Raw genomic sequence first — 24,907 nt, forward strand, 5'->3', positions numbered from 1 at the left:
CGACGAGCAATGCCGCACACCGCGACCCTCAAGGCGCCCGTCCTCGCGTCCCTCATCGTCCTCGCCGCCGGTTCGGCCCATGCCGAGATGTCGCCGCAGGACCTGGCCCGCCTGGGCAAGGACCTCACCCCCGTCGGCGCCGAAACGGCCGGCAACAAGGACGGCAGCATCCCGGCCTGGACCGGCGGCCTGACCAAGCCGCCGGCCGGCCACGACCCGGCCAAGGGCTTCGTCGATCCCTTCGCCGCCGACCAGCCGCTCTACGTCATCACCGGCGCCAACGCCGACCAGTACAAGGACAAGCTGGCGCCGGGCCAGATCGCGCTGTTGAAGCGCTACCCGACCTACAAGATGAAGGTCTACCCGACGCGCCGCAGCGCAGCACTGCCGCAGAAGGAATACGACGTCATCAAGGCCGAGGCGGGTGCGGCCAAGCTGGCCGAGGGCGGCAACGGCGTGCAGAACATCAGCGCCACCGCCGTGCCGTTCCCGATGCCGAAGGCGGGTGTGGAGCCGATCTGGAACCACATCATGCATTACCGCGGCGGCACCTATCAGCGCTACGGCACGGAGTTCCCGGTCCACACCAACGGCAACTTCACGCCGCTGCGCCGCACGGAATGGTACGCGCGCGCCAGCGAGCTGGGCAACCCGGAGCCCAACCGCCTGTCCTACTACCTGAACCTCGTCACGGCACCCTCCAGCATCGCGGGCGAGGCCATCCTGTCGCACGACCCGCTGGACCAGGTGAAGGAATCGCGCCTCGCCTGGACCTACAATCCCGGCCAGCGGCGCGTGCTGCGCGCCCCGTCCGTGTCGTACGACAGCCCGGGTACCGGCACCGACGGCCTGCGCACCATGGACGACTACGACGGGTTCAACGGCGCCCCCGACCGCTTCGACTGGAAGCTGGTCGGCAAGAAGGAAATGATCATCCCGTACAACAACTACAAGCTCACCGACAAGGGCTTGAAGTACGGCAGCATCATCAAGGAAGGCCACGTCGACCAGGACCTCGTCCGTTATGAGCTGCACCGCGTGTGGGTGGTGCAGGCGACGGTGAAGTCGGGCTTCCGGCACCTGTACGCCAAGCGCGATTTCTTCATCGACGAGGATTCCTGGATCATCGCGCACAAGGACCAGTACGACGGCCGCGGCGAGCTGTGGCGCGTGCACGAGTTCTTCCTGATCCAGGACTACGATCAGGTCATGCCGCACTACGCCGGCAACGTGCAGTACGACCTGCAGGCACGGCGCTACCTCGTCCACCAGCTGACCAACGAGGAGAAGCCGACAAAGTACGGCATGAACTACGAGCTGAGCCGGTTCTCGCCGGACTCCCTGCGCCGCATCAGCAACTGACGACACGCGGGCATCGCGCGGCGGGCTTCCTTCCGGGGAGGCCCGCCGACGGCGCCCGTGCGTCCGGGAGTCCCGTATGGACCGTTCCTTCACCTCTTCTCGTCTGTCCCGGCGCGCTCTCCTGGCCGGGTTCGCGGCGGCGGTCGCCGCGCCTTCGGCGGCCCGCGCCGGCAAGGACCTGCTGGACACCCCCGCCTTCAAATCCGACCGCGCGGCGCGCGCACTGCTGCTGGGCGTCACGCTGGCCGGGACGCGCGTGGTGGCGGTGGGCGAGCGCGGGATCATCGTCACCTCCGACGACCAGGGGTCGACGTGGCGGCAGGCCGCCGTGCCCGTGTCGGTGACGCTCACCGCCGTGCATTTCCCCACAGCGAAAACGGGCTGGGCCGTCGGCCACGACGGCGTGGTGCTGCACAGCGCCGACGGTGGTGCGAGCTGGACCCGGCAGTTCGACGGCAACCAGGCCAACACGCTGATGCTGGCCGACGCCAAGCAGCGCGTGGACGCCCTGCGCGCCGACCCCAACGCCGACAAGGCCGCTTTGGAAGCGGCAGAGATGGCCGCCGAGGACGCCGTGGCCGGGGCCGAATTCGGCCCGTCGCGCCCGCTGCTCGGCGTGTGGTTCCGCGACGAGGCGACGGGCTTCGCCGTCGGCTCCTACGGCCAGATCTTCCGCACCCGCGACGGCGGGCGGAACTGGCAGTCGCTGGGCCGCGCCACCGACAACCTGGACGGCCTGCACTTCAACGCCATCGCGCCGGCCCCGTCGGGCGCGCTGCTGATCGCCGGCGAAGGCGGGCGCGTCTACCGCTCCACCGACGGCGGCGAGCATTGGGAAACCCACGACCTCGGCACCCAGGCGCAGATCTACGGCGTGCGGGCGCTGCCGGGCGACGGCGGGGCGGAGGCGCTGCTGGCCTTCGGCTTCGGCGGCAAGGTCTTCCGCTGTGAGGACGGGCAGAACTGGCAGGCGCTGCCGCCGCCCACCCCGCGCTCCCTGGTCGGCTCCGCCATGCTGGGCACGGCGCTGCTGCTGGTCGATCAGGCCGGCGCCGGCTTCGTCAGCGACGACGGCGGCCGGACGTTCCGGGCGCACGGCCGGCCGGCCGCTATGGCGGTGACGGGCGTGGCGGGCCTGAGCGACGGCAAATGGATCCTCGTGGGCATGGGCGGCGCGCGCGTCGCCGCAACGGCGGCGTAAGGACGACCACATCATCATGAGCAAGAAGCACAAGCCGGCCGGCGCGCTGCGCGACGTCGACCTCGACCATCACAAGGGCGTGCGCTCGATCGAGGCGGTGATCGAGAGACGGCTGTTCGGGCACCGCATCCCGGTGCTGATCGTCTTCGCCATCGTCTCCGTCTTCCTGGCGTGGCACGCGGTGCAGCTGCGGCCCACCGCCAGCTTCGAGAAGATGGTGCCGGCGCGGCATCCGTACGTGGCCAACTACCTCGCCTACGAATCGCAGCTGCGCCCGCTCAACAACCTCGTGCGCATCGCCGTCGAGAACACGAAGGGCGACATCTACGACCCCGCCTTCCTGGAAACGCTGAAGAAGATCACCGACGAGGTGTTCTACATCCCCGGCGTGGACCGCGGGAACCTGCAGTCGCTGTGGACCTCCAACGTCCAGTGGTACGAGGTGACGGAGGACGGGCTGCGCAGCGGCACCGTCATCCCCGCGACCTTCGACGGATCGCCGGAGAAGGTGCGTGAAGTAAGGACGAACGTCGTCCGATCCAACCGCATCGGCAGCCTCGTCGCGTCCGACCACCGCTCGGCCGCCGTGCTGGCGCCGTTGCTGGAGGTGGACCCGCAGACGGGCGAGAAGCTGGACTACGGCCTGTTCGCCCAGCGCCTGGAAACCCTGGTGCGCGACAAGTACCAGAGCGACACTGTGCGCATCCACATCACCGGCTTCGCCAAGATCGTCGGCGACCTGATCGACGGCATCGTCGACATCGCCGCCTTCTTCGCGCTGACCTTCGTGCTGACCGCCGTCCTGCTCTACTGGTACTCGCGCTGCTGGCGGGGCACGCTGTCCACGCTGTTCTGCTGCTCGCTGGCGGTGGTCTGGCAGCTGGGCATTCTCGATTTGCTGGGCCTGGGGCTCGACCCCTATTCCGTGCTGGTGCCGTTCCTCACCTTCGCCATCGGCGTCAGCCACGCGGTGCAGAACATCAACACCATGGCGGCGGAGCGCGCGCAGGGCCGCCCGGTGATGGACGCAGCAAAGGCCACCTTCCGGCTGCTGTTCATCCCCGGCACCATCGCGCTGGTGTGCGACGCGGTGGGCTTCTCCACGCTGATGGTCATCGACATCGGCGTGATCCAGGAACTGGCCATCAACGCCAGCGTCGGCGTGGCGGTGATCATCGTCACCAAGATGTTCCTGCTGCCCATCATCATGTCCTACGCCGGCACCGCCCCCCGCGCGGTCGAGCATTACCGCGCCCGCATGCGGCCGGAACGCCAGGCGCTCGCCCGCGTCCTGTCGCGCTTCGCCGAGCCGCGCTGGGCGGCCGGCGGTGTCGCCTGTGGGCTGGCGCTGCTGGCCGTCGCCTACTGGCAGAGCCGCGATCTGAAGATCGGCGACTTGGATCCCGGCGCGCCGGAGCTGCGGCTGGACAGCCGCTACAACCAGGACGTCCAGTTCTTCCTGCGCAACTACTCCACCAGCCCGGACGTCTTCGCCGTCATCGTGAAGACCCCGGCGGGCGAGTGCGGATCCTACCCCGTGGCGGCCAAGGTGGACCAGTTCCAGTGGCGCATGGAGAACGTGGGCGGCGTGGAGGCCACCAGCTCGCTGTTCGGGCCGATGAAGCGCGCCATCGCCGGCACCAACGGCGGCGACCTGCGCTGGTACGCCGTCACGCGCAACCGCTTCATCTCCAACGCCGCGCACAAGCGCGTGCCGGCCGACTTCTACAACACCGACTGCTCGATGCTGCCGGTCCTGCTGTTCCTGGCCGACCACAAGGCGGAGACGCTGTCGCGCGTCGTCGCCGCGGTGGAGTCCTTCGCCAAGGAGAACAACGGCGACGGCGTGGAATTCCTGCTGGCCGCCGGCAACGCCGGCATCGAGGCGGCGACCAACACCGTCATCAAGGAGGCGGAAGCCTTCATGCTGGTGCTGGTCTACGGCATCGTGGCGCTTCTGGTGTTGTGGGAGTTCAAGTCCTGGCGCGTCACCGTGGCGCTGATGGTGCCACTGTTCATCACCTCCATGCTGTGCGAGGCGATCATGGCGCGCCTGGGCGTGGGCGTGAAAGTGGCGACCCTGCCCGTGGTGGCGCTGGGTGTCGGCATCGGCGTCGACTACGGCATCTACATCTACAACCGCCTGGAACAGTACCTGGAGCAGGGGCTGCGCCTGCGCGAGGCGTACCTAGAGACGTTGAAGACCACCGGCTCGGCGGTCGCCGTCACCGGCGTCACGCTGGCGCTGGGCGTCATGACCTGGACCTTCTCCTCCATCAAGTTCCAGGCGGACATGGGGCTGCTGCTGACCTTCATGTTCCTGTGGAACATGGTGGGGGCCGTGGTGATGATCCCCGCCCTCATCACCCTCCTGATGCCCGAACTGCGCCGCAACGCCCCGGCCGCGCACAAGCGCCCCGTGCCCGTGCACCAGGGCTGACGCCGGCCGCTGACCGAATTTCCCCGACGAGGACCCGAGCATGTACGAGGATCTGGCACTCTATATCGATGGCGAGTGGCTGCGCGGTGACGGCCGGACGGAGCAGCCGGTGGTCAATCCCGCCACCGGCGAGGTGATCGGCACGCTGCCCCACGCCACCCGCGCCGACCTGGACCGCGCCCTGGCGGCGGCCGAGCGCGCCTTCGCCACGTGGCGCCATTCCGCCCCCACGGAGCGCAGCAAGATCCTGCGCCACGTGGCCGAGCTGACGCGCGAGCGCGCCCGGGACATCGCCCGCAACATCACGCTGGACCAGGGCAAGCCGCTGGCCGAGGCGGTGGGCGAGGTGATGGGCTGCGCCGACCACGCTGACTGGCACGCCGAGGAATGCCGGCGCATCTACGGCCGCGTCATCCCGGCCAAAGCGCCCAACATCCGCCAGATGGTGGTGCGGGAGCCGGTGGGCGTGTGCGCCGCCTTCACGCCGTGGAACTTCCCCTTCAACCAGGCGATCCGCAAGATCTGCGCGGCCATCGGTGCCGGCTGCACCATGGTGCTGAAGGGGCCGGAGGACGCGCCGTCGGCCGTCGTGGCGCTGGCCCGCCTGTTCCACGACGCCGGCCTGCCGCCGGGCTGCCTGAACATCGTCTGGGGCGTCCCGGCCGAGGTGTCGGAACACCTGATCGCCTCCCCCATCGTGCGCAAGGTGTCCTTCACCGGCTCGGTCCCCGTGGGCAAGCACATCGCCGCCCTCGCCGGCCAGCACATGAAGCGCGCGACCATGGAGCTGGGCGGCCACGCCCCGGTGATCGTCTTCGACGACGCGGAGGTCGACCGCGCCGCCGGCATGATGGCGCACATCAAGACGATCAACGCCGGCCAGATGTGCGTGTCGCCCACCCGCTTCTACGTGCAGGAGAAGAGCTACGCGCGCTTCCTGCAGGTGTTCGCCGGCGTGTTCGGCAGCATGAAGGTCGGCAACGGCCTGGAGGACGGCGTCAAGATGGGCCCGCTGCTGCACCGCCGCCGGGTCGAGGCGATGGAGGGCTTCGTCGCCGACGCCCGCGCGCGCGGCGGCCGCATCGTCGCGGGTGGGGAGCGCATCGGCAACACCGGCAATTTCTTCGCCCCCACCGTGGTGACCGACCTGCCGGACGACGCCAAGCTGATGGTGGAGGAGCCGTTCGGCCCCATCGCCGCCGTCACCCCTTTCGCGACGTTCGACGAAGTGGTCGCGCGCGCCAACGCGCTGCCCTACGGCCTCGCCGCCTTCGCCTTCACCGGATCGTCGAAGACCGCGCAGGCCGTCTCGCACGCGCTGGAGTCCGGCATGGTCAACATCAACCACGTCGGCATGGCCACGCCCGAAACGCCGTTCGGCGGCATCAAGGACAGCGGCTATGGCAGCGAGGGCGGGGCGGAGACCTTCGACGGCTACCTGAATACCAAGCTGATCACCCAACTGGACTGAGCGGGACCGGACCCCATGACCGATACCACGACCGACACATTCGACGTCATCGTCGTCGGCGCCGGCCCGGCCGGCTGCGCCGTGGCATCGCGCCTCGCCGACGCGCGCCCCGACCTCTCCGTAGCGCTGCTGGAGAGCGGCCCCGGCAGCCATCCGGCGGTGGTGCACACCCCCTTCGGCATCGCCGCCACCGTGCCCCGCCGGTCGGAGCGCAACTACGCCTTCCGCACCGTGCCGCAGGCGGAGCTGGGCGGGCGCTGCGGCTACCAGCCGCGCGGGCGCGGCGTGGGCGGCAGCAGCCTGATCAATGCCATGGTCTACATCCGCGGCCAGAAGGAGGATTACGATTCCTGGGCCGCGGCCGGCTGCACCGGCTGGGGCTGGGACGACGTGCTTCCCTGCTTCAAGCGGTCGGAAAACAACGAGCGCGGCGGCGACGCCCTGCACGGCACCGGCGGCCCGCTGAACGTCGCCGACCCGGTGGACCCCAGCCCCTTCTCCCGCCTGTTCGTCCGCGCGGCGGAGGAGGCCGGCTTCCCCGCCAACCCCGACTTCAACGGCCCCACGCAGGAAGGTGTCGGCCTCTACCAGGTGTTCGAGAAGGGCGGCGAGCGCTGGAACGCGTCGCGTGCCTACCTGGAGAGCCGGGAGCGCCACAACCTGACCATCCTGGCCGAGACGCAGACCCTGCGCCTGACCTTCCAGGGTAAGCGCGCCACCGGCGTGGTGGTGCGCACCCCGGATGGCGAGCGCACGCTGCAGGTCCGGCGGGAGGTGGTGCTGTCGGCCGGCGCCTTCGGTTCCCCGCAGTTGCTGATGTGCTCCGGCATCGGGCCGGCGGAGCATCTGCGCGGGCACGGCATCGATGTGCTGCACGATTCGCCGGACGTCGGCGGAAACCTGCAGGACCACCTGGACTACACGGTGGCGCGCCTTGCCACCTCGCGCGACCTGATCGGCGTGACGCCGGGCTTCGTGCTCCAGTTCCTCGGCGCCATCCGCCGCTACAAGAAGGAGCGGCGCGGCCTGCTGACCAGCAACATCTCCGAGGCCGGCGGCTTCCTGAAGAGCCGGCCGGACCTCGACCGGCCGGACCTGCAGCTGCACGTCTGCATCAGCCCGGTGGACGACCACGGCCGCAAGCGGCACTACAGCCGCGGCTTCTCCGTGCACGTCTGCGGCCTGCGGCCGGAAAGCCGCGGCACCGTGCGCCTCGCCGGCCCCAGCGCCATGGACGCGCCGCTGATCGACCCGCGCTACCTCAGCGCGCCGGCCGACCTGGACACGCTGGTGAACGGCGTGCGCCTCGTCCACCGCATCCTGGCGGCGCCATCGTTCGCGAAGATCCCCGCCAAGCCGCTGTACGACACCAGCACCGAGGACGACGCGACCCTGCGCGCGCTGATCCGGGCGCGGGCCGACACGATCTACCACCCCGTCGGCACCTGCCGCATGGGCGGGGACGAACGCTCCGTCGTCGACGCCAGCCTGCGCGTGCGCGGCGTGGAGGGCCTGCGCGTGGCGGATGCCTCGATCATGCCGACGCTGGTCAGCGGCAACACCCAGGCCCCCAGCGCCATGATCGGCGAAAAGGCGTCCGACCTGATCCTGGCCGACATGATGGCGATGGCGTGACCATAAAGCCCTCCCCTGGCGGGGCTGGGGGAGGGGCCTTCTCGCCCATCCTTACTTCTTGGGGGCGCGGGCCGGCTTCTCGAAGGCGACGTCGCCGATCAGGCCGTTGGTCAGGGAGGCCAGTGCCGACTTGAACGTCGGCCAGTGGTTCATGCCCGCCATGTCCGCCGCCGCCGCGGTGCGCGCCTGCAGCACCAGCCGGCGCACGCCCTGCGGTGCGTCCTCCACGCGCAGCGGCTCAAGGTCCTTCAGCAGCGGGGCCGGCACCTTGCCCTTCAGCGCGTGCAGCGCCGCCGCCCACAGCGCGTTCACGTCGTCGGCGTCGGGCAGCGGGCCGGGATCGGCCGCTTCCGTCGTCTCCGGCGCCGTCAGCTTCTCCACCGTGCCGGAACGGCGGGCGCGGCGGCCGGCGCTGTGGCGCTCGCGCTCCAGGAAGGTCTCGGCCGCCTCCTCCTCGTCCTTGGCGGAGAATTCCAGCGTCACCGCCTCCACCTTGCGGCCACGGCGCTTCATCTTCTCCTCGGGCATGGAGACGCGGAAGGGGGCGAGCTGGTTCACCTCGGCAATGGCGCGGTCGATGGTGCGGGTGCGCAGGATGCCGAAGTCCTTGTAGGCCCCCTCCGGCACGTTCAGCAGCTTGCGCAGCGTGTCGATGTCCAGCTCCAGCGACGGGTAGTCCATCTGGTAGCGCTGCATGCCGATCTCGTAGAGCTTCAGCGCGTAGGTGCTGGTGACCTTGACCATCGCCGGGCCGGACAGCTTGGCCCACAGCTGCGAGGTGCGCTGGATCTCCAGGAAGGCGTCGGTGAACTGGAAGTGGATATCGGCGGCGTCGCTGTCCTCCTCCTCCTCCGGGCGGACGTAGCTGGACAGGATGCGCAACTCGGCGCGCGACCGGCGGCCGCGGAAGGGGCCGATCACCACCAGGCTGGAATCGAAGATCTCCTTCAGCGCGTCGAAAATGCGCTCGTTGCCCTTGTGGTTGCCGCGCACCACGCGTTTGGGCAGCCGGTAGAGCTTGTTGGCGAAGTTCTGGCTGCCGGCCAGGTGGATCATGAAGTTCAGCATCTTCTGCGCCGGCAGCGACAGCCGCGCCCCGTTGGCGGGATAGCTGTACACCGCCTCCGCCGCCTTGATCAGGTGGCGGTAGCCCTCGCGCTCGAACGTGGCGCCGGCCACGCGGGCGGTGAGGCCCAGCGAGGCTTCCTCGGTGACGGCGGGCAGGGACGGCGTGGCGGGCGCAGCCCCGTCCGGCTCCGCGTCGATGACGGTGACGCCGGTCAGCTCGTCAGGAGTCATCACGACGACCTCGCCGCCGGTCGCCGCCGCTGCCTCCTTCTTCGTCTTGCGCCGTGCCGCCGGCATGAACCACCCTTACGTCGCGATGAACGGGGTAAGCTAGTCCAATCCTTACACCGGAAACAAGTAAGGAAAGGTTTTGTTCAGCGAGGAATCCGCATCCTTACCGCGTGGGGGAGAGACCCTTACGCCCTGGGGCGTGGGCGTGGCGCCCCCGTCCGGTAAGCGTGCCTCCCCCAATTGGTAAGGATGATTCCTTCCGACTCGCGATCCCGCCTGGATTTGCGCGTCCCTGAATCTTTTTTGAATCGGAACAGACTCCAAAAGCGGTTTTCGAGGGGGTTTTGCGGGTGGTCCGCAGAGGCGCCGGCCGGAGAGCGGACCGGGTGGCCCAGCGCCGAATCACCCCTTGGGCCGCGAATCGGACACCCTTCGATCCTTACCGCTTGGGGGCACACGGCCCCGGCCGGCCTCTGCAGACTCCCATCCTTACCGCTTGGGGGCGCCGGCCGTGCCCGAACCGCCCCCGAGCGGTAAGGATACAGGGCGCAGACCAGCCCGCTGATTCGCCGTGACACCGCCGGAGTCGCGCCGGAGTCGCCGCGAACGGCGTTCGCCCGGCGTGACGCCCCCAAGCCGTAAGGATGGACGCGCCGCAACGCCCCCACGCGGTAAGGATGCAGGGGTGTGTGCCCCCAAGCGGTAAGGATGGGCGGTCCACCGCGCCCCCAGGACGTAAGGATTCAGGATTCCCGCGGAGTCACGCGCCCCCAGGCGGTAAGGATGGCGGGCTCCCCGCCGCCCGTTCCCGGCGCCACCGCGCGACGAAGGCGACGAACGCGGCCAGGGCCGGCGGCGGTTGACGGCGGCTGGGGTAGTAGAGGAACGGCCCCGGAAACGGCTGGCACCAGTCGTCCAGCACGGCGACCAGCAGCCCGCGTTCGATGAACGGCCGGGCGAAGCCCTCGAACGTCGTCAGGAAGCCCAGGCCGCCGACGGCCGCCTGCAGCTGCAGGTCCGTGTTCATGGCCACCAGCCGGGCCGGCGGGGTGAGGCGCACGGCGCGCCCGTCCTTCTCGAACTCCCAGGGCGGGGTGTAGCCGCTGGGGAAGCGGGTCAGGATGGCCGGGCGGTCCAGCAGGTCCTCCGGCCGCTCCGGCACGCCGTGCGCCGCCAGGAGCGCTGGGGAGGCGACGACGACGTAGCGCTCCGGCGGGCCCAGCGGCACGGCGATCATGTCCTGCGCCAGCGTCTCCTCATAGCGCACGCCAGCGTCGAAGCCGTCGGCGACGATGTCGATCAGCGATGGCTCGACCGCGATTTCCATCTCGATCTTCGGGTGCTGCAGCAGGAACGGCGCCACCATGGGCGCCAGCACCAGCTGCACGGCCGGCGCCGGGGCGTTGATGCGCAGCCGGCCCGACGGCTCCCCCTGCAGCCCCCGCACGTGGGCCAGCGCGTCGGCCACCTCGCGCAGGGCCGGGGCGACGCGCTGCAGAAGCTGCTCGCCGGCCTGGGTCAGGGCGACGCTGCGCGTGGTGCGGTTGAACAGGCGCACGCCCAGCCGCTCCTCCAGGTCGCGCAGGCGCTGGCTGAGACTCGACACCGACACGCGCTGTTCCAGGGCGGCGCGGCGGAAGTTCCCGTGCCGGGCGACGGCGGCGAAGGCCGCCAGATCGCGCAGATCGAGGTCGCGCAGGTCAAGGTCGCTCATTGTTCACTCCGGCGAACAGCGTGTGCGGGATTGTCCAGCTTATCGCACGGCGGGGAGCGGGCCTATGGTTGCGGCACGCAAGACAGTCAGGAGGGACAGGACATGGAACAGCGCACGCTCGGCACCACCGGGCCGGAGGTTTCGGCCATCGGGCTCGGCTGCATGGGGATGTCGGACTTCTACGGCCCGGCCGACCGGGCCGAGAGCATCGCCACCATCCACGCGGCCCTCGAGGCCGGCATCACGCTGCTGGACACCGGCGACTTCTACGGCATGGGCCACAACGAGATGCTGATCCGTGAGGCGCTGCAGGGCCGCGACCGCGACCGCGCGCTGATCAGCGTGAAGTTCGGCGCGCTGCGCGACCCGGACCGCGGCTGGGCCGGCTACGACTCGCGCCCGGCCGCGGTCCGGAACTTCCTCGCCTATTCGCTGCAGAGGCTGGGTGTCGACCACATCGACGTCTACCGCCCGGCCCGCCTGGACCCGGCGGTGCCGATCGAGGAGACCATCGGCGCCATGGCCGACATGGTGAAGGCCGGCTATATCCGCCACATCGGCCTGTCGGAGGTGGGGGCGGACACCATCCGCCGCGCTCACGCCGTGCACCCGATCAGCGACCTGCAGATCGAATACTCGCTGATTTCCCGCGGCATCGAGGACGAGATCCTGCCGACCTGCCGCGAACTGGGCATCGGCGTCACCGCTTACGGCGTGCTGTCGCGCGGCCTGATCAGCGGCCACTGGTCGAAGGACCGCGACACCGGCAAGGATTTCCGCAGCGTGAGCCCGCGCTTCCAGGGCGAGAACCTGGAGCACAACCTGGAACTGGTCGAACGGCTGCGCGCGGTGGCGGAGGGGATGGGGGCGTCGGTGGCGCAGGTGGCCATCGCCTGGGTGCTGGCGCGCGGCCGCGACATCGTCCCGCTGGTCGGCGCGCGCCGCCGCGACCGCCTGGCGGAGGCGCTGGGGGCGCTGGACCTGACGCTGTCCAACGCCGACCTCGCGGCCCTGGACAGCGCCGTGCCGAAGGGTGCGGCGGCCGGGGAGCGCTATCCCGCCGCACAGCTCGCCCACATGGACAGCGAGAGGCCGCGGGGGTAAGTGCCCGTCAACGCGGGGGGCGGCGCTCGCCGTCCCCGCAGCACCCCGTACAGCCGCCGCACCCCGTGGCCGGCGGCGCCGGGCGGCCGGCGCGGCGGCGCAGGCGGTCGCGCACCCCGGCCGGCAGCAGCAGGGTCCACGCCACCCAGGCGAAGGCGGCGGCGACGATCGGGATCACCAGCAGGTCCTGCATGGCTCAGCCCCCCAGGATGGCGCCGGAGACGCGGAAGGTGACGAAGGCGGCGGCGTAGGCCAGCACCGTCATGTAGGCGATCATCGCCGCCATCCAGAACCAGGAGTTGGTCTCGCGCCGCACCACCGCCAGCGTCGACACGCACTGCGGCGCGAAGACGTACCACGCCAGCAGCGCCAACGCCGTGGGCAGCCCCCAGTCCGCCGCCAGCACCCCGGCCAGCGAGCTTTCCAGCGCACCGCCCGTCTCGCTGAGCGCGTAGACGGTGCCCAGCGCCGCCACCGCCACCTCGCGCGCGGCGATGCCGGGGACCAGCGCGATGGCGATCTGCCAGTTGAAGCCGATGGGGGCCAGCAGCGGCGCCAGCGCGTGCCCCAGCATGCCGGCGAGGCTGTAGTGGATCGCCGGCTCCGCCGCCCCTTCCGGCGCGCCGGGGAAGGAGGCCAGGAACCACACCAGCACCATGATGGAGAAGATGATCGTGCCGGCGCGGGTCAGGAAGATCCGGGCGCGCTCGAACAGGCCGATCGCCACGTTGCGCGGGCTGGGCAGGCGGTAGGCCGGCAGTTCCATCAGCAGCGGCTCGCGCGCACCCTTGAACAGCGTGCGCTTCAAAACGAAGGCGACGGCCAGCGCCGACAGGATGCCGGCGGCGTACAGCGCGAACATCACCAGCCCCGGCAGGCCCACCATGCCGCCGAACACCGCCCGGTCGGGCACGAAGGCGGCGATCAGCAGCGTGTAGACCGGCAGGCGCGCCGAGCAGGTCATCAGTGGTGCTATCATGATGGTGGCCAGCCGGTCGGCGCGGTTCTCGATGGTGCGCGCCGCCATGATGCCGGGCACCGCGCAGGCGAAACTGGAGAGCAGCGGGATGAACGCCCGCCCGTGCAGCCCCACCCCGCCCATCAGCCGGTCCAGCAGGAAGGCGGCCCGCGCCAGATAGCCCGTGTCCTCCAGCACCTGGATGAAGAAGAACAGCACCAGGATCTGCGGCAGGAAGATGACGACGCTGCCCACCCCGGCGATGATGCCGTCGGTCAGCAGGCTGCGCAGCGCGCCGTCCGGCAACGCCGCGGCGACCGCGCCGTTGAGCGCGGTGATGGCGCCGTCGATCAGCTCCATCGGCGCCTCGGCCCAGGCGAACACCGCCTGGAACATCAAGAACAGCACCAGGAACAGGAAGCCCAGGCCGAACAGCGGGTGCAGCAGCAGCGCGTCGACCCGCCGGGTCATCAGCGGCGGCCGGCCGGCGTCGCGCAGGCTGCGCGCCAGGATCGATTCCACCTCCTGGTGGTAGGCGCGCAGGTCGTGCGAGGACGGCTCGCTCCAGCCGCAGGGGGCCGGGGCCTCGGCGTGCGCCACGGCGATGGTGCGGTCGATCTGGTCCAGCAACGCCCGCACGCCGCCGCGCCGCACCGCCACCGTCGGCACCACCGGCACGCCCAGTGCGGCCGACAGCGCCGCCGCGTCGATGCGGCAGCCGCGCCTGTCGGCCACATCCATCATGTTGAGCGCCAGGACGATCGGCCGGCCGAGCCGCTTCAGCTCGATCACCAGGCGCAGGTTGAGGCGCAGGTTGGTGGCGTCGGCCACGCAGACCAGCACGTCCGGGCTGTCCTCGTGCGCGAAGCGGCCGAGCACGACGTCGCGCGTCACCTCTTCATCGGGCGATCGGGCGCGCAGGCTGTAGGTGCCGGGCAGGTCGATGACCTGCACGCGCCGGCCGCCGGGGCTGAGGACATGGCCGACCTTGCGCTCCACCGTCACGCCGGGGTAGTTCGCCACCTTCTGGCGCGAGCCGGTCAGCGCGTTGAACAGCGCGGTCTTGCCGCAATTGGGATTGCCCACCAGCGCGATGCGCGGCGGCACGGCGCCGTCCGCGAGGACCGACGCGTCCAGGACCGACATGGCCGGTCTCCTTTTTCTTTTTAAAACTTTTAAAGAGGCGCCACGCGGACGGCGCGCGCCTCGGCGCGGCGCATGGCGATGGTGTGCTCGTTGACGCGGACGGCGATGGGGTCGCGGCCGGGGAAGCCCTCGTGCAGGATCTCGATGCGCGCCCCTTCGACGAGGCCCATCTCGATCATGCGGCGTTCCAGCTCTCCGGCGGGCAGGGTCGTGGCGACCGCGCCTTCGTCGACCCCGGTCACGTGCGCGCGCTGTCCCTTGCGCAGCGACGCCAGCCGGATGTCCTCCGGCGGGGCGGGATCCTTGGTCATGTCTGCACCTTGCGGTGGCGGTGGCTGCCGGCGGGTGCGCCGGGTTGCTGCCGAATGATGATGCGAGTGAGTCGCATTTGCCTATGAGGCGAAGCGTCGCATCCCGACGATTTTGCTGGGACATTTCGGCCCCGAAAAACGGGGCTTGACAGGAATTGCTTTGTAAACTGACAATCAGTTCGTATTCGTGAACGTCTCTTCACATATGTGAACGAGTGGCCGTGAATGAGCGACCGGACGTCCGCCTTCCCCTCGGTCAAGAGCGCCGGTCGCACGATCGAGCTGTTCGAGGAGTTCGCGCGCGCCAAGCGGCCCATGTCGCTGTCGGAGATCGCGGCGGCGCTGAAGATGCCGATGTCCAGCTGTTCCGGCCTCGTGCGCACGCTGGAGGCGGCGGGCTACATCTACGCGCTGCGCCAGCGCAGCGGCTTCTACCCCACCAAGCGGCTGCTGGAGGTCGCCACCGCCATCGCCGCCAACGATCCCCTGCTGGAGCGCGCCCGGCCGCTTTTGAGCGCGCTGCGCGACGAAACGGGGGAGACCGTGCTGTTCGGCAAGCGGCAGGACACGCGCATCGTCTATCTGGAGGCGTTCGATTCGCCGCACCGCATCCGCTACAGCGCCCAGGCGGGCGAACTGCGCGACCTGCATTCCAACTCCATGGGCAAGGCGCTGCTGGCCCGGATGCCGACGGCGGAGCGCGCGGCCCTGCTGGCGCGCCTGACCTTCCAGGCGCACACGCCGGACACGCTGACCGACGCGCAAGCGCTGGAGCGCAGCATCGTCGAGGGGCAGGCGCGCGGCTGGTTCCTGAACCGGGCGGAAAGCGTGGCCGACGTCATGGCGCTGGGCGCCGCGGTGGTGCTGAACGGCGAACCGTACGGCGTGTCGCTGGTCGGACCCATCCAGCGCATGGAACCGCAGACCGAGCACCACGTGGCGGCGCTGCGCCGTGCCTGCGCGCTTTTGGAGGAGCAACGCTGACCGCCTAACGCCGACCGCCTGAACCCGCCACCCCAAAGCCAGCCGAGCAAGCGCCCATCCAACGAGGCCGCCGGCACCCGGACGATCAGGCCAGACGATCAGGGAGGATCGCCGCAATCATGGGAGTCATCGACCGGTTCGGCCGTCTGCTCGACGGCATCGACAGGGCCTTCGCCGCGGTGTCGGGTGCGTGCATGTTCGCCATCATGCTGGTCGTGGTGGCGGACGTGGCGCTGCGCTACCTGTTCAACCGCCCGCTGGCGTGGTCGTACGACCTCATCTCGCTGTACCTGATGGTCGGCATGTTCTTCTTCGGCGTGTCCGACACGCTGCGCAACCACGGCCACGTCGCCATCGACCTGATGCAGAAGCGCATGTCCCCCGCTGGCCGCCATGCGGGCGAGAGCGTGGGCTATGCCCTCACCACCATCGTCGCGGCGGTGATCACGGCGCAGGCCTTCGGCCGGCTGACGGAATCCTGGGCGGCGGAGGAGGTGATGGCCGGCGCCTACGACTGGCCCACGTGGCTGGCCATGGCGCCGGTGGTGGCGGGGGCGGCGATGCTGACCGTGCGCGCCGCCTTCCGCGCGATCGGGCACGCGCTGTCGGTGCTCACGCCCAAGCCGCTGATCGAACTGCCGCCGCTGTCCGACACGGCGCTCACCGCCACCGAGGAGGGCGTGTGATGGTCACGCTGACGGGTGTTTCGCTGCTGTTCGCGCTGCTGGCGATCGGCACGCCGGTGGCCTTCGCCATGGCCGCCGCCGGGGCCACGGGGCTGGCCATGATCGGCGGGCCGGCCATGGTGCTGGGCATTCTGAAAACGGCGCCGTTCTCGGTCGCCAACTCCTATGAAATCATCACAGTGCCGATGTTCATCCTGATGGCGGAGTTCGTCATCCTCTCCGGTGTGGCCGACGACCTGTTCCGCGCCGCCACCGCCTGGGTGGGCCGGGTGCCGGGCGGATTGGGCATGGCGACGGCGCTGGCCGGCGCCGGGTTCGGCGCCATCTCCGGCTCCAGCACGGCCGCGGCGGCGACGCTGTCCAGCACCTCCATCCCCGCCATGCTGAAGCAGGGGTACGAGCCGCGGCTGGCCGGCGGGGTGGTCGCCATCTCCGGCACGCTGGCCATGCTGATCCCGCCGTCCATCGCGCTGGTGCTGTACGGCATCATCGCCGACGTCAGCATCGGCGCGCTGCTGGTGGCCGGCGTCGTCCCGGGCCTGCTGGTGACGGCCACCATCATGCTGACCGTCTACCTGCTGGTCCGCCTGGACCCGACGCGCGCGCCGGCCGGCCGCGCCTACACCCTGCGGGAGAAGTTCGCCTCGCTCAGCGTCGCCGGGCCCATGCTGGTGCTGTTCATGGCGGTGACGGGCAGCATCTACCTGGGTCTGGCGACACCGACGGAAGCGTCGGGCATCGGCGCCTTCGGGGCGTTCCTGCTGGCGGCGAAGGCCGGACGGCTGAGCCGCGAGGGGGTGGCGAAGGCGCTGACCCATGCCGTGCACGCCACCTGCATGATCCTGATGATCATCCTGGGCGCCAGCATCTTCGGCTACTTCTTCACGCTGACGCAGACGACGCAGGCGCTGGTGGCGTGGGTGGGTGCGCTGGACACCTCGCCCTGGGTGATCATGGCGCTGATCCTGTTCGGCTACGTCATCCTGGGCTGCTTCATGGACCAGATCGCCATCCTGATCCTGACGGTGCCGGTGGTGCTGCCGGTGGTGGTGGCGCTGGGCTTCGATCCCGTGTGGTTCGGCGTCATCGTCGTGGTGACGGCCGAAGTCGGCATGGTGACGCCGCCCATGGGGCTGAACGTCTTCGTCGTCGCCCGCTACACCCGCCGCCCGCTGTCCGAGATCTTCGAAGGCGTGATGCCGCACGTCATCGCCCACGTCCTGCTCATCGCGCTGCTGACGGCCTTCCCGCAGATCATCCTGTGGCTGCCGTCCACCATGAACATGTGAGCACAAGAAACCAGGGAGGAACCACCATGAAGACGTCCGCTGTCATCCTCGCCGCCGCCCTGCTTGCCGCCGCGACCCAGGATGCCTCCGCCCAACAGGTGAAGCTGCGCATTGCCGACTCCTTCCCCGCCGGCCATTACATCGTCGAATACGGCACCAAGCTGTGGATGGAGGAGGTGAAGAACGCGTCGGGCGGCAAGGCGGCGTTCGAATACTACCCGGCCGAACAGCTGGGCAAGGCGAAGGACCTCCTGTCGCTGACCCAGTCGGGGGTGGTGGACATCGGCTACGTCGCCCCGTCCTTCGTCACCGACAAGCTGCCGCTGGGCGCCGTGGCGGAGCTGCCGGAATCCTTCACCACGGCCTGCGCCGGCACCATGGCCTACTGGAAGCTGGCGCGCCCCGGCGGCCTTCTGGCGCAGCGGGAGTTCGAACCGGCCGGCATGCGCGTCCTGTGGGCGCTCGTCCTCACGCCCTACCAGCTCTACATGGCGAAGGAGCCGATCACCACGCTGAAGGCGCTGGAGGGGCGCAAGATCCGCACGTCGGGTGCCGCCAAGGAGCTGGCGATCCGCAAGCTGGGCGCCATCCCCGTGCAGATCCCCACCCCCGACGTGATGGAGGCGCTGACCCGCGGCACGGTCGACGGCATGCTGTTCCCGCACTCCAGCATCCTGTCCTACGACCTGCAGGGCCGCGCCAAGCACGCCACCGTGGGCGAGAACCTGGGCAGCTTCGTCGTCACCTACATGATCAGCAACAAGCGCTTCAACGAGCTGCCGCCGGAGGTCCGCAAGGCGATGGACGACGTGGCGGACAAGGTGGTGCGCAATGCGTGCGAGAACACCGACCGCGACGAGGCCCGCGACATCGAGCGCATCAAGGCCGCCGGCGTCACCATGACGAAGCTGCCGGAATCCGAGCACAAGGCGCTGGAGGCCATGATGTCGTCGGTCGGGCGCGAGTGGGCGGCCAACCTGGACAAGCGCAACAAGCCCGGCAGCGAGATCCTCGCCGCCTTCCAGGAAGCGCTGAAGACGGCGAAGTGACCAAAGCCCCTCCCCCTCGACGGGGGAGGGGTTGGGGAGAGGGTGGTTGCGGGCGGATGCCCGGACAATGGCCTTCTCCCGGGGCCTTCTCCCGGCTGCCGCCGGTAATTCCCCCTCTCCCCAAACCCCTCTCCCGCGAGGGGAGAGGGGCTTCGAGAACCTCCAGGCCATGACCAATCCCCATTCTCCCCCTCCACCCTGGCAGCCGCTGGCCGGCCTGCGGGTGGTGGACTTCACGGCCCTGCTGCCGGGGCCGTTCCTCACCGCCATGCTGGCCGACCTCGGCGCCGAGGTGGTGAAGGTCGAGCCGCCGGGCGGTGAGTCCGGGCGCCGCTACCAGCCGGACATGTTCCGCGCCGTCAACCGCGGCAAGCGCAGCGTGGCCCTGGACCTGAAGACGCAGGCCGGGCAAACGGTCGCCCACCGGCTGGCGGCGAACGCCGACGTCGCGGTGGAGAGCAGCCGGCCCGGCGTCGCCGCCCGGCTGGGCATCGGCTGGGCGGATCTTCGGGCGATCAACCCGCGCCTCGTCTACTGCTCCCTGTCCAGCTATGGGCAGGACGGGCCGTGGCGCGACCACCCGGCGCACGACATCAACATCGTCGCGGCGTCCGGCGGGCTGGGCCTGCCGGGGCACTGGAACCGGCCGCCGTCGCGCCTCAGCATGCCGTTCGCCGACTTCGCCGCCGGCTCCATGGCCGCCACGGCGATCCTGGCGGCGCTGCGCGAGCGCGACCGGACCGGGCAGGGCACATACCTGGACCTCGGCCTGTTCGAGGCGGCCTTGTACTGCGCCGCCATGCGCCACGGTGCCGAAGAGCCGGCCGACCCGCGCGGCCACCTCAGCCCGGTCAACGACAGCTTCGAGACGGCCGACGGTCGCTGGATCGCGCTGGGCCTGCTGGAGGACCATTTCTGGGCGCGCTTCCGCGACGCGGTGAAGGACGACGCGCCGGACCTCGCCGACCCCGCGTTCGACACAAACGAGGGGCGGCGCGCCGCGGGCGACCGGCTGTCGGCGCGCGTGGCGGCGGTGATGCGCGCCCGCACGCTGGCCGACTGGCTGAGGCGGCTGCGCGCCGCCGACCTGCCGGCCGAGCCCTGCCTGACCCCGGCGGAGGCGGTGGCGTCGGAGCAGGCGGCGGCGCGCGGGCTGGTGACGCGCACGGCGGACGGGGCGGTGCACGTGGCCTTTCCGGCGCGCGCCGGCGGACGCCTCGCCCGCGTGCAGGGGCCGCCGCCGGCCGTGGGCGCGGACGCCGAAACGGTGCTGGAAGCGCTGGGCTACGCCCCCGGCGACATCGACGCGCTGCGCGCCGCCGGCGCGTTCGGCGCCATGGGAGGACGGAAGCCATGAGCGGTCCGCTGAACGGGGTTCGCATCCTCGACCTCACCACCGTGCTGATGGGTCCCTACGCCACGCAGATCCTGGGCGAGCTGGGGGCCGACGTGATCAAGGTGGAGCCGCCGCAGGGCGACACGGTGCGCGGCATCGGCCCGATGCGCCATCCCGGCATGGGGGCGATCTTCCTGCACGCCAACCGGGGCAAGCGGTCCATCGTCCTCGACCTCAAGCAGCCGGAGGGGCGGCAAGCGCTGCTCGACCTCGCGCGGACAGCGGACGTGCTGATTTACAACGTGCGCCCGCAGGCCATGGCGCGGCTGGGCCTGTCGTACGCGGAGGTCGCGGAGGCCAACCCGCGCATCGTCTACGTGGGCCTGTTCGGCTATGGGCAGGACGGCCCCTATGCCGCGAAGCCCGCCTACGACGACCTGATCCAGGGGGCGGTGGCGATCCCCACGCTGTTCGCCGCCTCCACCGGGGGCGAGCCGCGCTACGTGCCGGCCACCATGGTGGACCGCACGGTGGGTCTGCACGCCGTCTACGCCGTCACCGCCGCGCTGTTTCACCGTGAGCGCACCGGAGAGGGCCAGGCGGTGGACGTGCCGATGTTCGAGACGATGACCCACTTCGTCCAGGGCGACCACATGGGCGGCGCCACCTTCGAACCGGCGGAGGGGCCGACCGGCTACCCGCGCCTGCTGGCCCCGCAGCGCCGGCCGTACCGGACCAGCGACGGTCACATCTGCGCGCTGATCTACAACGACAAGCAGTGGCGCAGCTTCTTCGACCTGATCGGCCGGCCGGACATCCTGGATTCCGATCCCCGCTTCGCCGACATGGACAGCCGCACCCGCCACATCGACGAGCTGTACGGCTTCGTCGCCGAACACCTCGCCACCCGCACCACGGCGGAGTGGATGGAGGCGCTGACCCGCGCCGACATCCCGGTGATGCGCCTGCACACGCTGGACAGCCTGCTGGAGGACCCGCACCTGACGGCCACCGGTTTCTTCCAGGTGGTCGAGCACCCGCGCGAGGGGCCGATCCGCAGCATGGCGGTGCCCACCCGCTGGTCCGCCACGCCCCCCGCCGTCGAACGTCAGGCCCCCGCGCTGGGCGAGCACAGCGCCGAGGTGCTGCGCGAGGCCGGCTACGACGACGCCACCATCGCCGCACTGGCCGAACGCGGCGTGATCCGGGAGGCCCGCTGATGGACTTCGCGCACACGCCCGAGCAGGAGGCGATCGTCGAGGCGGTGGGCAAGGTCTGCGCCCGCTTCGACGCCGAATACTGGCGCCGCAAGGACGCCGAGGGCGGCTTCCCGCACGACTTCCACAAGGCGATGGCGGACGCCGGCTGGCTTGGCATCTGCATCCCGCCGGAATACGGCGGTTCGGGCCTGGGCATCACGGAAGCGGCGCTGATGATGCGCACCGTCGCCGCGTCCGGCGCCGGTATGAGCGGGGCGTCGGCCGTGCACCTCAACATCTTCGGGCTGAACCCGGTGGTGGTCTTCGGCACGGAGGAGCAGAAGCGCCGCATGCTGCCGCCGCTTGTGGCGGGGCGCGAAAAAGCCTGCTTCATGGTGACGGAGCCGGACGCCGGCCTGAACACCGGCGCCATCAAGACGCGGGCCGAGCGGGCGGGCGACCATTACGTGCTGCACGGGGCCAAGGTGTGGATCTCCACCGCCCAGGTGGCCGACCGCATGCTGATCCTCGCCCGCACCACGCCGGCCGACCGGGTCAAGCGGCCGACCGACGGGCTGTCGCTGTTCTACACCGCGCTGGACCGCAACCACGTGGAGGTGCGGGAGATCCCCAAGATGGGCCGCAAGCCCGTGGACTCCAACCAGGTGTTCATCGACGGGCTGCGCGTGCCGGTGGAGGACCGCATCGGCGCGGAGGGGGAGGGGTTCCGCTCCATCCTGCACGGCCTCAACCCCGAACGCATCCTGATCGCGGCGGAGGCGGTGGGCATCGGCCGCGCCGCGCTGGACCGGGCAGCCAAGTACGCGCGCGAGCGCGTCGTCTTCGACCGCCCCATCGGCCAGAACCAAGCGATCCAACTGCCCCTGGCCGAGCGCTGGGCGGAGCTGGAGGCCGCCAACCTGATGATGCTGCAGGCGGCCTGGGCCTACGACCGGGGCCAGAACTGCGGCCCGCAGGCCAACGCCGCCAAGTTCCTGGCGGCGGAGGCCGGCTACCGCGCCTGCGAGACCGCCGTGATGACGCACGGCGGCTACGGCTACGCCAAGGAGTACGACGTCGAACGCCTGCTGCGCGAGGTGATGATCTGCCGCATCGCCCCGGTCAGCCCGCAGCTGGCGCTGTGCCACATCGCCGAGAAGGTGCTCGGCATGCCCAAGTCCTATTGAGGGGGCGGGCGTGACGGAGGACGGCGTTCCGGGACTGTGGCGGCGGCCGACGACGCTGGCGGCGCTGGTGGTGGCGCTGGGCTTCCTGTTCAACTTCCTCGCCCGCGGCGTGGCCGACGCCTACACCGTCTTCCTGGTGGCGATCGAGGCGGAGTACGGCTGGCCGCGCTCCGCGCTCACCAGCGTCTACGCGCTGTACATGCTCACCCAAGGGCTGGCGGCGCCGGTCAGCGGCATGCTGTTCGAACGGCTGGGGCCGCGCGCCGTATACGCCATCGGCCTGGGCCTGCTGGGCACCGCGACGTTCGGGGCGGGGGCACTGGTGGAGGCGCGCTGGCAGCTGCACCTGCTGCTGGGCGTGGTGGCGGGGCTGGGCGTGTCGGCCATGGGGATGGTGCCGGCGGCGGCGCTGATCGGCCGCTGGTACCGGCGGAACATGAGCACGGCGCTGGGCATCGCCTACGCCGGCTTCGGGTCGGGCATCCTGGTTATAGCACCGCTGGCGCAGTTCCTCATCGAACGGCTGGGCTGGCGCGGCGGCTATCAGGCGATCGGGCTGGCGCTGCTGACGCTGGTGCCGGTCACGCTGCTGCTGCCCTGGCGCACGCTGGCGGCCGGGCATCCGGACATGGCGGAGCTGCGCCGTGCGGGTGCCGGCGGCGGCATGCGGCTGCCGCAGGCGGTGCGCACCGGACCGTTCTGGGCGCTGGTGCAGGTGTTCTTCTTCACGGCGCTGGGCATGTACGTGGTGATCGCCCAGGCGGTGGCGCTGCTGGTGGACGCCGGCTACGCGCCCATGGACGCGGCGGCCGCCTTCGGCGTGGCCGGCATGCTGTCGGTGCTGGGGGTGGTGGCGTCGGGCTGGCTGGGCGACCGGCTGGGCTTCCGCGCCACGGCGACGCTCAGCTTCGCCAGCACCTTCGCTGGCGTGCTCTGCCTGATCGGCCTGTCGCAGGGGGCGAACCCGGTGCTGCTGGCCGGCTACACGCTGCTGTTCGGCATCGCCCAGGGGGCGCGCGGCCCCATCGTCTCGACCCTGACCAACCGCATCTTCGCCGGGGCCGGGGTGGGGACGATCTACGGCTCCATCTTCGCGACCATGTCGCTGGGGGCCGCACTCGGCTCCTGGCTGGCCGGGATGCTGCACGACCTGACGGGCGGCTACGCCGTCTCGCTGCTCTTCGCCGCCGGCTGCATCGTGCTGGCGGCCCTGCCTTTCTGGGTGTCGCCGGCCTTGGCCCGGCCGCAGCCCCTTCCCCTCAACCATCCGGGATGACGGACATGGACTTTGCATTGACCGAGGATCAGGAACGCCTGCGCGACACGGTGCGCCGCTTCGCCCAGGCCGAGCTTCCCGCACTCGCCCGCGAGATGGAGGAAACGGACGAGCCGGTGCCGCACGCGATGGTGAAGCGCTACGCCGAACTGGGCCTGCTCGGCGTCAACATCCCGCAGGATCTGGGCGGCGGCGGGCTGGGGGCGCTGGACGCCGTGCTGGTGCTGGAGGAGGTGGCGAAGATTTCCCCCTCCGTCGCCTTCCCGATCTTCGAAAGCTGCTTCGGCCCGGCGCTGGCCGTGGCCCATTTCGCGGGCGAGGATTTGAAGCGCCGCATCATCCCGCGCGTGTGCGCGGGCGACATGATCCTGGCGGTCAGCATGTCGGAACCGGACGCCGGCAGCGCGCTGACCGACCTGCGCACGCGCGCGGTGGTGACGGGCGACCGGGTGGTGATCAACGGGCAGAAGCGCTGGTGCTCCGGCGCCGGGCATGCCGACGCCTACGTCGTGTACTGTCGCATGTCCGACGATCCCGGCGCCAAGGGCATCGGCGCGGTGCTGGTGGAGAAGGGGACCAAGGGCTTCAGCTTCGGCAAGCGGGAGAAGCTGATGGGCTTCCGCGGCATCACCAGCGCCGACATGTACTTCGACGACGTCGAGGTGCCGGCGGAGAACGTCGTCGTCCCGGCCGGCGGCTTCAAGAAGCTGATGGAGGCCTTCGACCTGGAACGCTGCGGCAACGCCACCATGAGCCTCGCCATCGCCGCGTCCGCCTTCGAATACGTGCTGGACTACGTCCAGCAGCGCAAGCAGTTCGGCAAGCCGATCGTTGATTTCCAGGCGGTGCAGCTGCGGCTGGCCGAGATGGCGATGAAGACGGAGGCGGCGCGGCTGATGATCCACCGCGCCGTGGTCAACGCCGCCAGCGGCCTGCCGTCGGTCAAGGAAAGCTCCATGGCGAAGTGCTTCGCCAACGAGATCGTGCGCGAGGTGACGGGGGCGGCCATGCAGCTGATGGGCGGCTACGGCTACAGCCGCGAATACCCGATCGAGCAGAAGATGCGCGACGGCTGGGGCTGGGGCATCGCCGGCGGCGCCATCGACATCCAGAAGGTCAACATCGCCGCCGCCCTGGTGAACCGCCGCTTCGACCAGCGGCGGTGAGGAGGCATGAAAGCCCCTCTCCCTCGACGGGAGAGGGGTTGGGGAGAGGGTGGTTACGGGCGGACGCCCGGAAGAAAGACTGTCTTCCGCCCTT

Annotated in this window: 20 protein-coding genes; 15 read left to right on the top strand and 5 right to left on the bottom strand. The window is 70.4% G+C overall.

The window, feature by feature from the left end; genetic code table 11:
• Positions 1–9: 9 nt before the first annotated feature.
• The 5 genes from VED21_RS17720 to VED21_RS17740 all read left to right on the top strand — a co-directional run bounded on the left by VED21_RS17720 (position 10) and on the right by VED21_RS17740 (position 8,109).
• On the top strand, positions 10–1,362 hold the full coding sequence (locus VED21_RS17720) for a DUF1329 domain-containing protein (protein WP_324884382.1): 1,353 nt from the start codon (positions 10–12) through the stop codon (positions 1,360–1,362).
• A 76-nt stretch (positions 1,363–1,438) separates the two neighbouring features.
• A complete protein-coding gene (locus tag VED21_RS17725; protein ID WP_324884384.1) occupies positions 1,439–2,563 on the top strand; it encodes a WD40/YVTN/BNR-like repeat-containing protein in 1,125 nt (374 codons plus the stop codon).
• A 16-nt stretch (positions 2,564–2,579) separates the two neighbouring features.
• Positions 2,580–5,003 (top strand): efflux RND transporter permease subunit, encoded by a 2,424-nt coding sequence (locus VED21_RS17730; RefSeq protein WP_324884386.1) that lies wholly within the window; start codon positions 2,580–2,582, stop codon positions 5,001–5,003.
• 40 nt (positions 5,004–5,043) lie between these two features.
• Positions 5,044–6,474, top strand: a complete 1,431-nt coding sequence (locus tag VED21_RS17735; RefSeq protein ID WP_324884388.1) for an NAD-dependent succinate-semialdehyde dehydrogenase — start codon at positions 5,044–5,046, stop codon at positions 6,472–6,474.
• Between the two features lie 15 nt (positions 6,475–6,489).
• Positions 6,490–8,109, top strand: coding sequence for a GMC family oxidoreductase (locus VED21_RS17740; protein WP_324884390.1), 1,620 nt, complete (start codon positions 6,490–6,492; stop codon positions 8,107–8,109).
• A 51-nt stretch (positions 8,110–8,160) separates the two neighbouring features.
• Here the strand turns inward: VED21_RS17740 and VED21_RS17745 are convergent, their stop codons facing one another.
• Positions 8,161–9,474, bottom strand: coding sequence for a replication initiation protein (locus VED21_RS17745; protein WP_324884392.1), 1,314 nt, complete (start codon positions 9,472–9,474; stop codon positions 8,161–8,163).
• 694 nt (positions 9,475–10,168) lie between these two features.
• On the bottom strand, positions 10,169–11,122 hold the full coding sequence (locus VED21_RS17750; protein ID WP_324884394.1) for a LysR family transcriptional regulator: 954 nt from the start codon (positions 11,120–11,122) through the stop codon (positions 10,169–10,171).
• Positions 11,123–11,224: 102 nt separating this feature from the next.
• Here VED21_RS17750 and VED21_RS17755 point away from each other — a divergent pair, with 102 nt between their 5' ends.
• Positions 11,225–12,226, top strand: coding sequence for an aldo/keto reductase (locus VED21_RS17755; protein WP_324884396.1), 1,002 nt, complete (start codon positions 11,225–11,227; stop codon positions 12,224–12,226).
• A gap of 7 nt (positions 12,227–12,233) precedes the next feature.
• Here VED21_RS17755 and VED21_RS17760 read toward each other — a convergent pair whose 3' ends face one another.
• From VED21_RS17760 to VED21_RS17770, 3 genes are read right to left on the bottom strand one after another with little or no spacing between them, the layout of a single operon-like run.
• Positions 12,234–12,419, bottom strand: coding sequence for a hypothetical protein (locus tag VED21_RS17760; protein WP_324884398.1), 186 nt, complete (start codon positions 12,417–12,419; stop codon positions 12,234–12,236).
• Between the two features lie 3 nt (positions 12,420–12,422).
• Positions 12,423–14,330 (bottom strand): ferrous iron transport protein B, encoded by a 1,908-nt coding sequence (feoB, locus tag VED21_RS17765; RefSeq protein ID WP_324884400.1) that lies wholly within the window; start codon positions 14,328–14,330, stop codon positions 12,423–12,425.
• A 29-nt stretch (positions 14,331–14,359) separates the two neighbouring features.
• Positions 14,360–14,641: a FeoA family protein gene (locus VED21_RS17770; RefSeq protein WP_324884402.1), complete on the bottom strand. Its 282-nt coding sequence runs from the start codon at positions 14,639–14,641 to the stop codon at positions 14,360–14,362.
• Positions 14,642–14,866: 225 nt separating this feature from the next.
• Between VED21_RS17770 and VED21_RS17775 the strand changes: the two genes are divergently transcribed.
• From VED21_RS17775 to VED21_RS17815, 9 genes are all read left to right on the top strand, one after another.
• On the top strand, positions 14,867–15,625 hold the full coding sequence (locus tag VED21_RS17775; RefSeq protein WP_324884405.1) for an IclR family transcriptional regulator: 759 nt from the start codon (positions 14,867–14,869) through the stop codon (positions 15,623–15,625).
• Positions 15,626–15,744: 119 nt separating this feature from the next.
• Positions 15,745–16,311: a TRAP transporter small permease gene (locus tag VED21_RS17780; protein ID WP_324884407.1), complete on the top strand. Its 567-nt coding sequence runs from the start codon at positions 15,745–15,747 to the stop codon at positions 16,309–16,311.
• Positions 16,311–17,600: a TRAP transporter large permease gene (locus VED21_RS17785; protein WP_324884409.1), complete on the top strand. Its 1,290-nt coding sequence runs from the start codon at positions 16,311–16,313 to the stop codon at positions 17,598–17,600. Before VED21_RS17780 ends, VED21_RS17785 begins: the two co-directional genes overlap by 1 nt.
• 26 nt (positions 17,601–17,626) lie before the next feature.
• Positions 17,627–18,649, top strand: a complete 1,023-nt coding sequence (gene dctP, locus VED21_RS17790) for a TRAP transporter substrate-binding protein DctP (RefSeq protein ID WP_324884410.1) — start codon at positions 17,627–17,629, stop codon at positions 18,647–18,649.
• A 169-nt stretch (positions 18,650–18,818) separates the two neighbouring features.
• Positions 18,819–20,006, top strand: a complete 1,188-nt coding sequence (locus tag VED21_RS17795) for a CoA transferase (protein WP_324884412.1) — start codon at positions 18,819–18,821, stop codon at positions 20,004–20,006.
• Complete coding sequence (locus VED21_RS17800; protein WP_324884414.1) at positions 20,003–21,205, top strand: CoA transferase; 1,203 nt, start codon at positions 20,003–20,005, stop codon at positions 21,203–21,205. Before VED21_RS17795 ends, VED21_RS17800 begins: the two co-directional genes overlap by 4 nt.
• Complete coding sequence (locus tag VED21_RS17805; RefSeq protein WP_324884416.1) at positions 21,205–22,371, top strand: acyl-CoA dehydrogenase family protein; 1,167 nt, start codon at positions 21,205–21,207, stop codon at positions 22,369–22,371. The genes VED21_RS17800 and VED21_RS17805 overlap by 1 nt, the downstream gene beginning before the upstream one ends.
• 10 nt (positions 22,372–22,381) lie before the next feature.
• Positions 22,382–23,647: an MFS transporter gene (locus VED21_RS17810; RefSeq protein ID WP_324884418.1), complete on the top strand. Its 1,266-nt coding sequence runs from the start codon at positions 22,382–22,384 to the stop codon at positions 23,645–23,647.
• Positions 23,648–23,652: 5 nt separating this feature from the next.
• Complete coding sequence (locus VED21_RS17815; RefSeq protein ID WP_324884420.1) at positions 23,653–24,813, top strand: acyl-CoA dehydrogenase family protein; 1,161 nt, start codon at positions 23,653–23,655, stop codon at positions 24,811–24,813.
• Positions 24,814–24,907: the final 94 nt, after the last annotated feature.

Source organism: Azospirillum sp. (genome assembly GCF_035627195.1).
GTDB lineage: Bacteria > Pseudomonadota > Alphaproteobacteria > Azospirillales > Azospirillaceae > Azospirillum.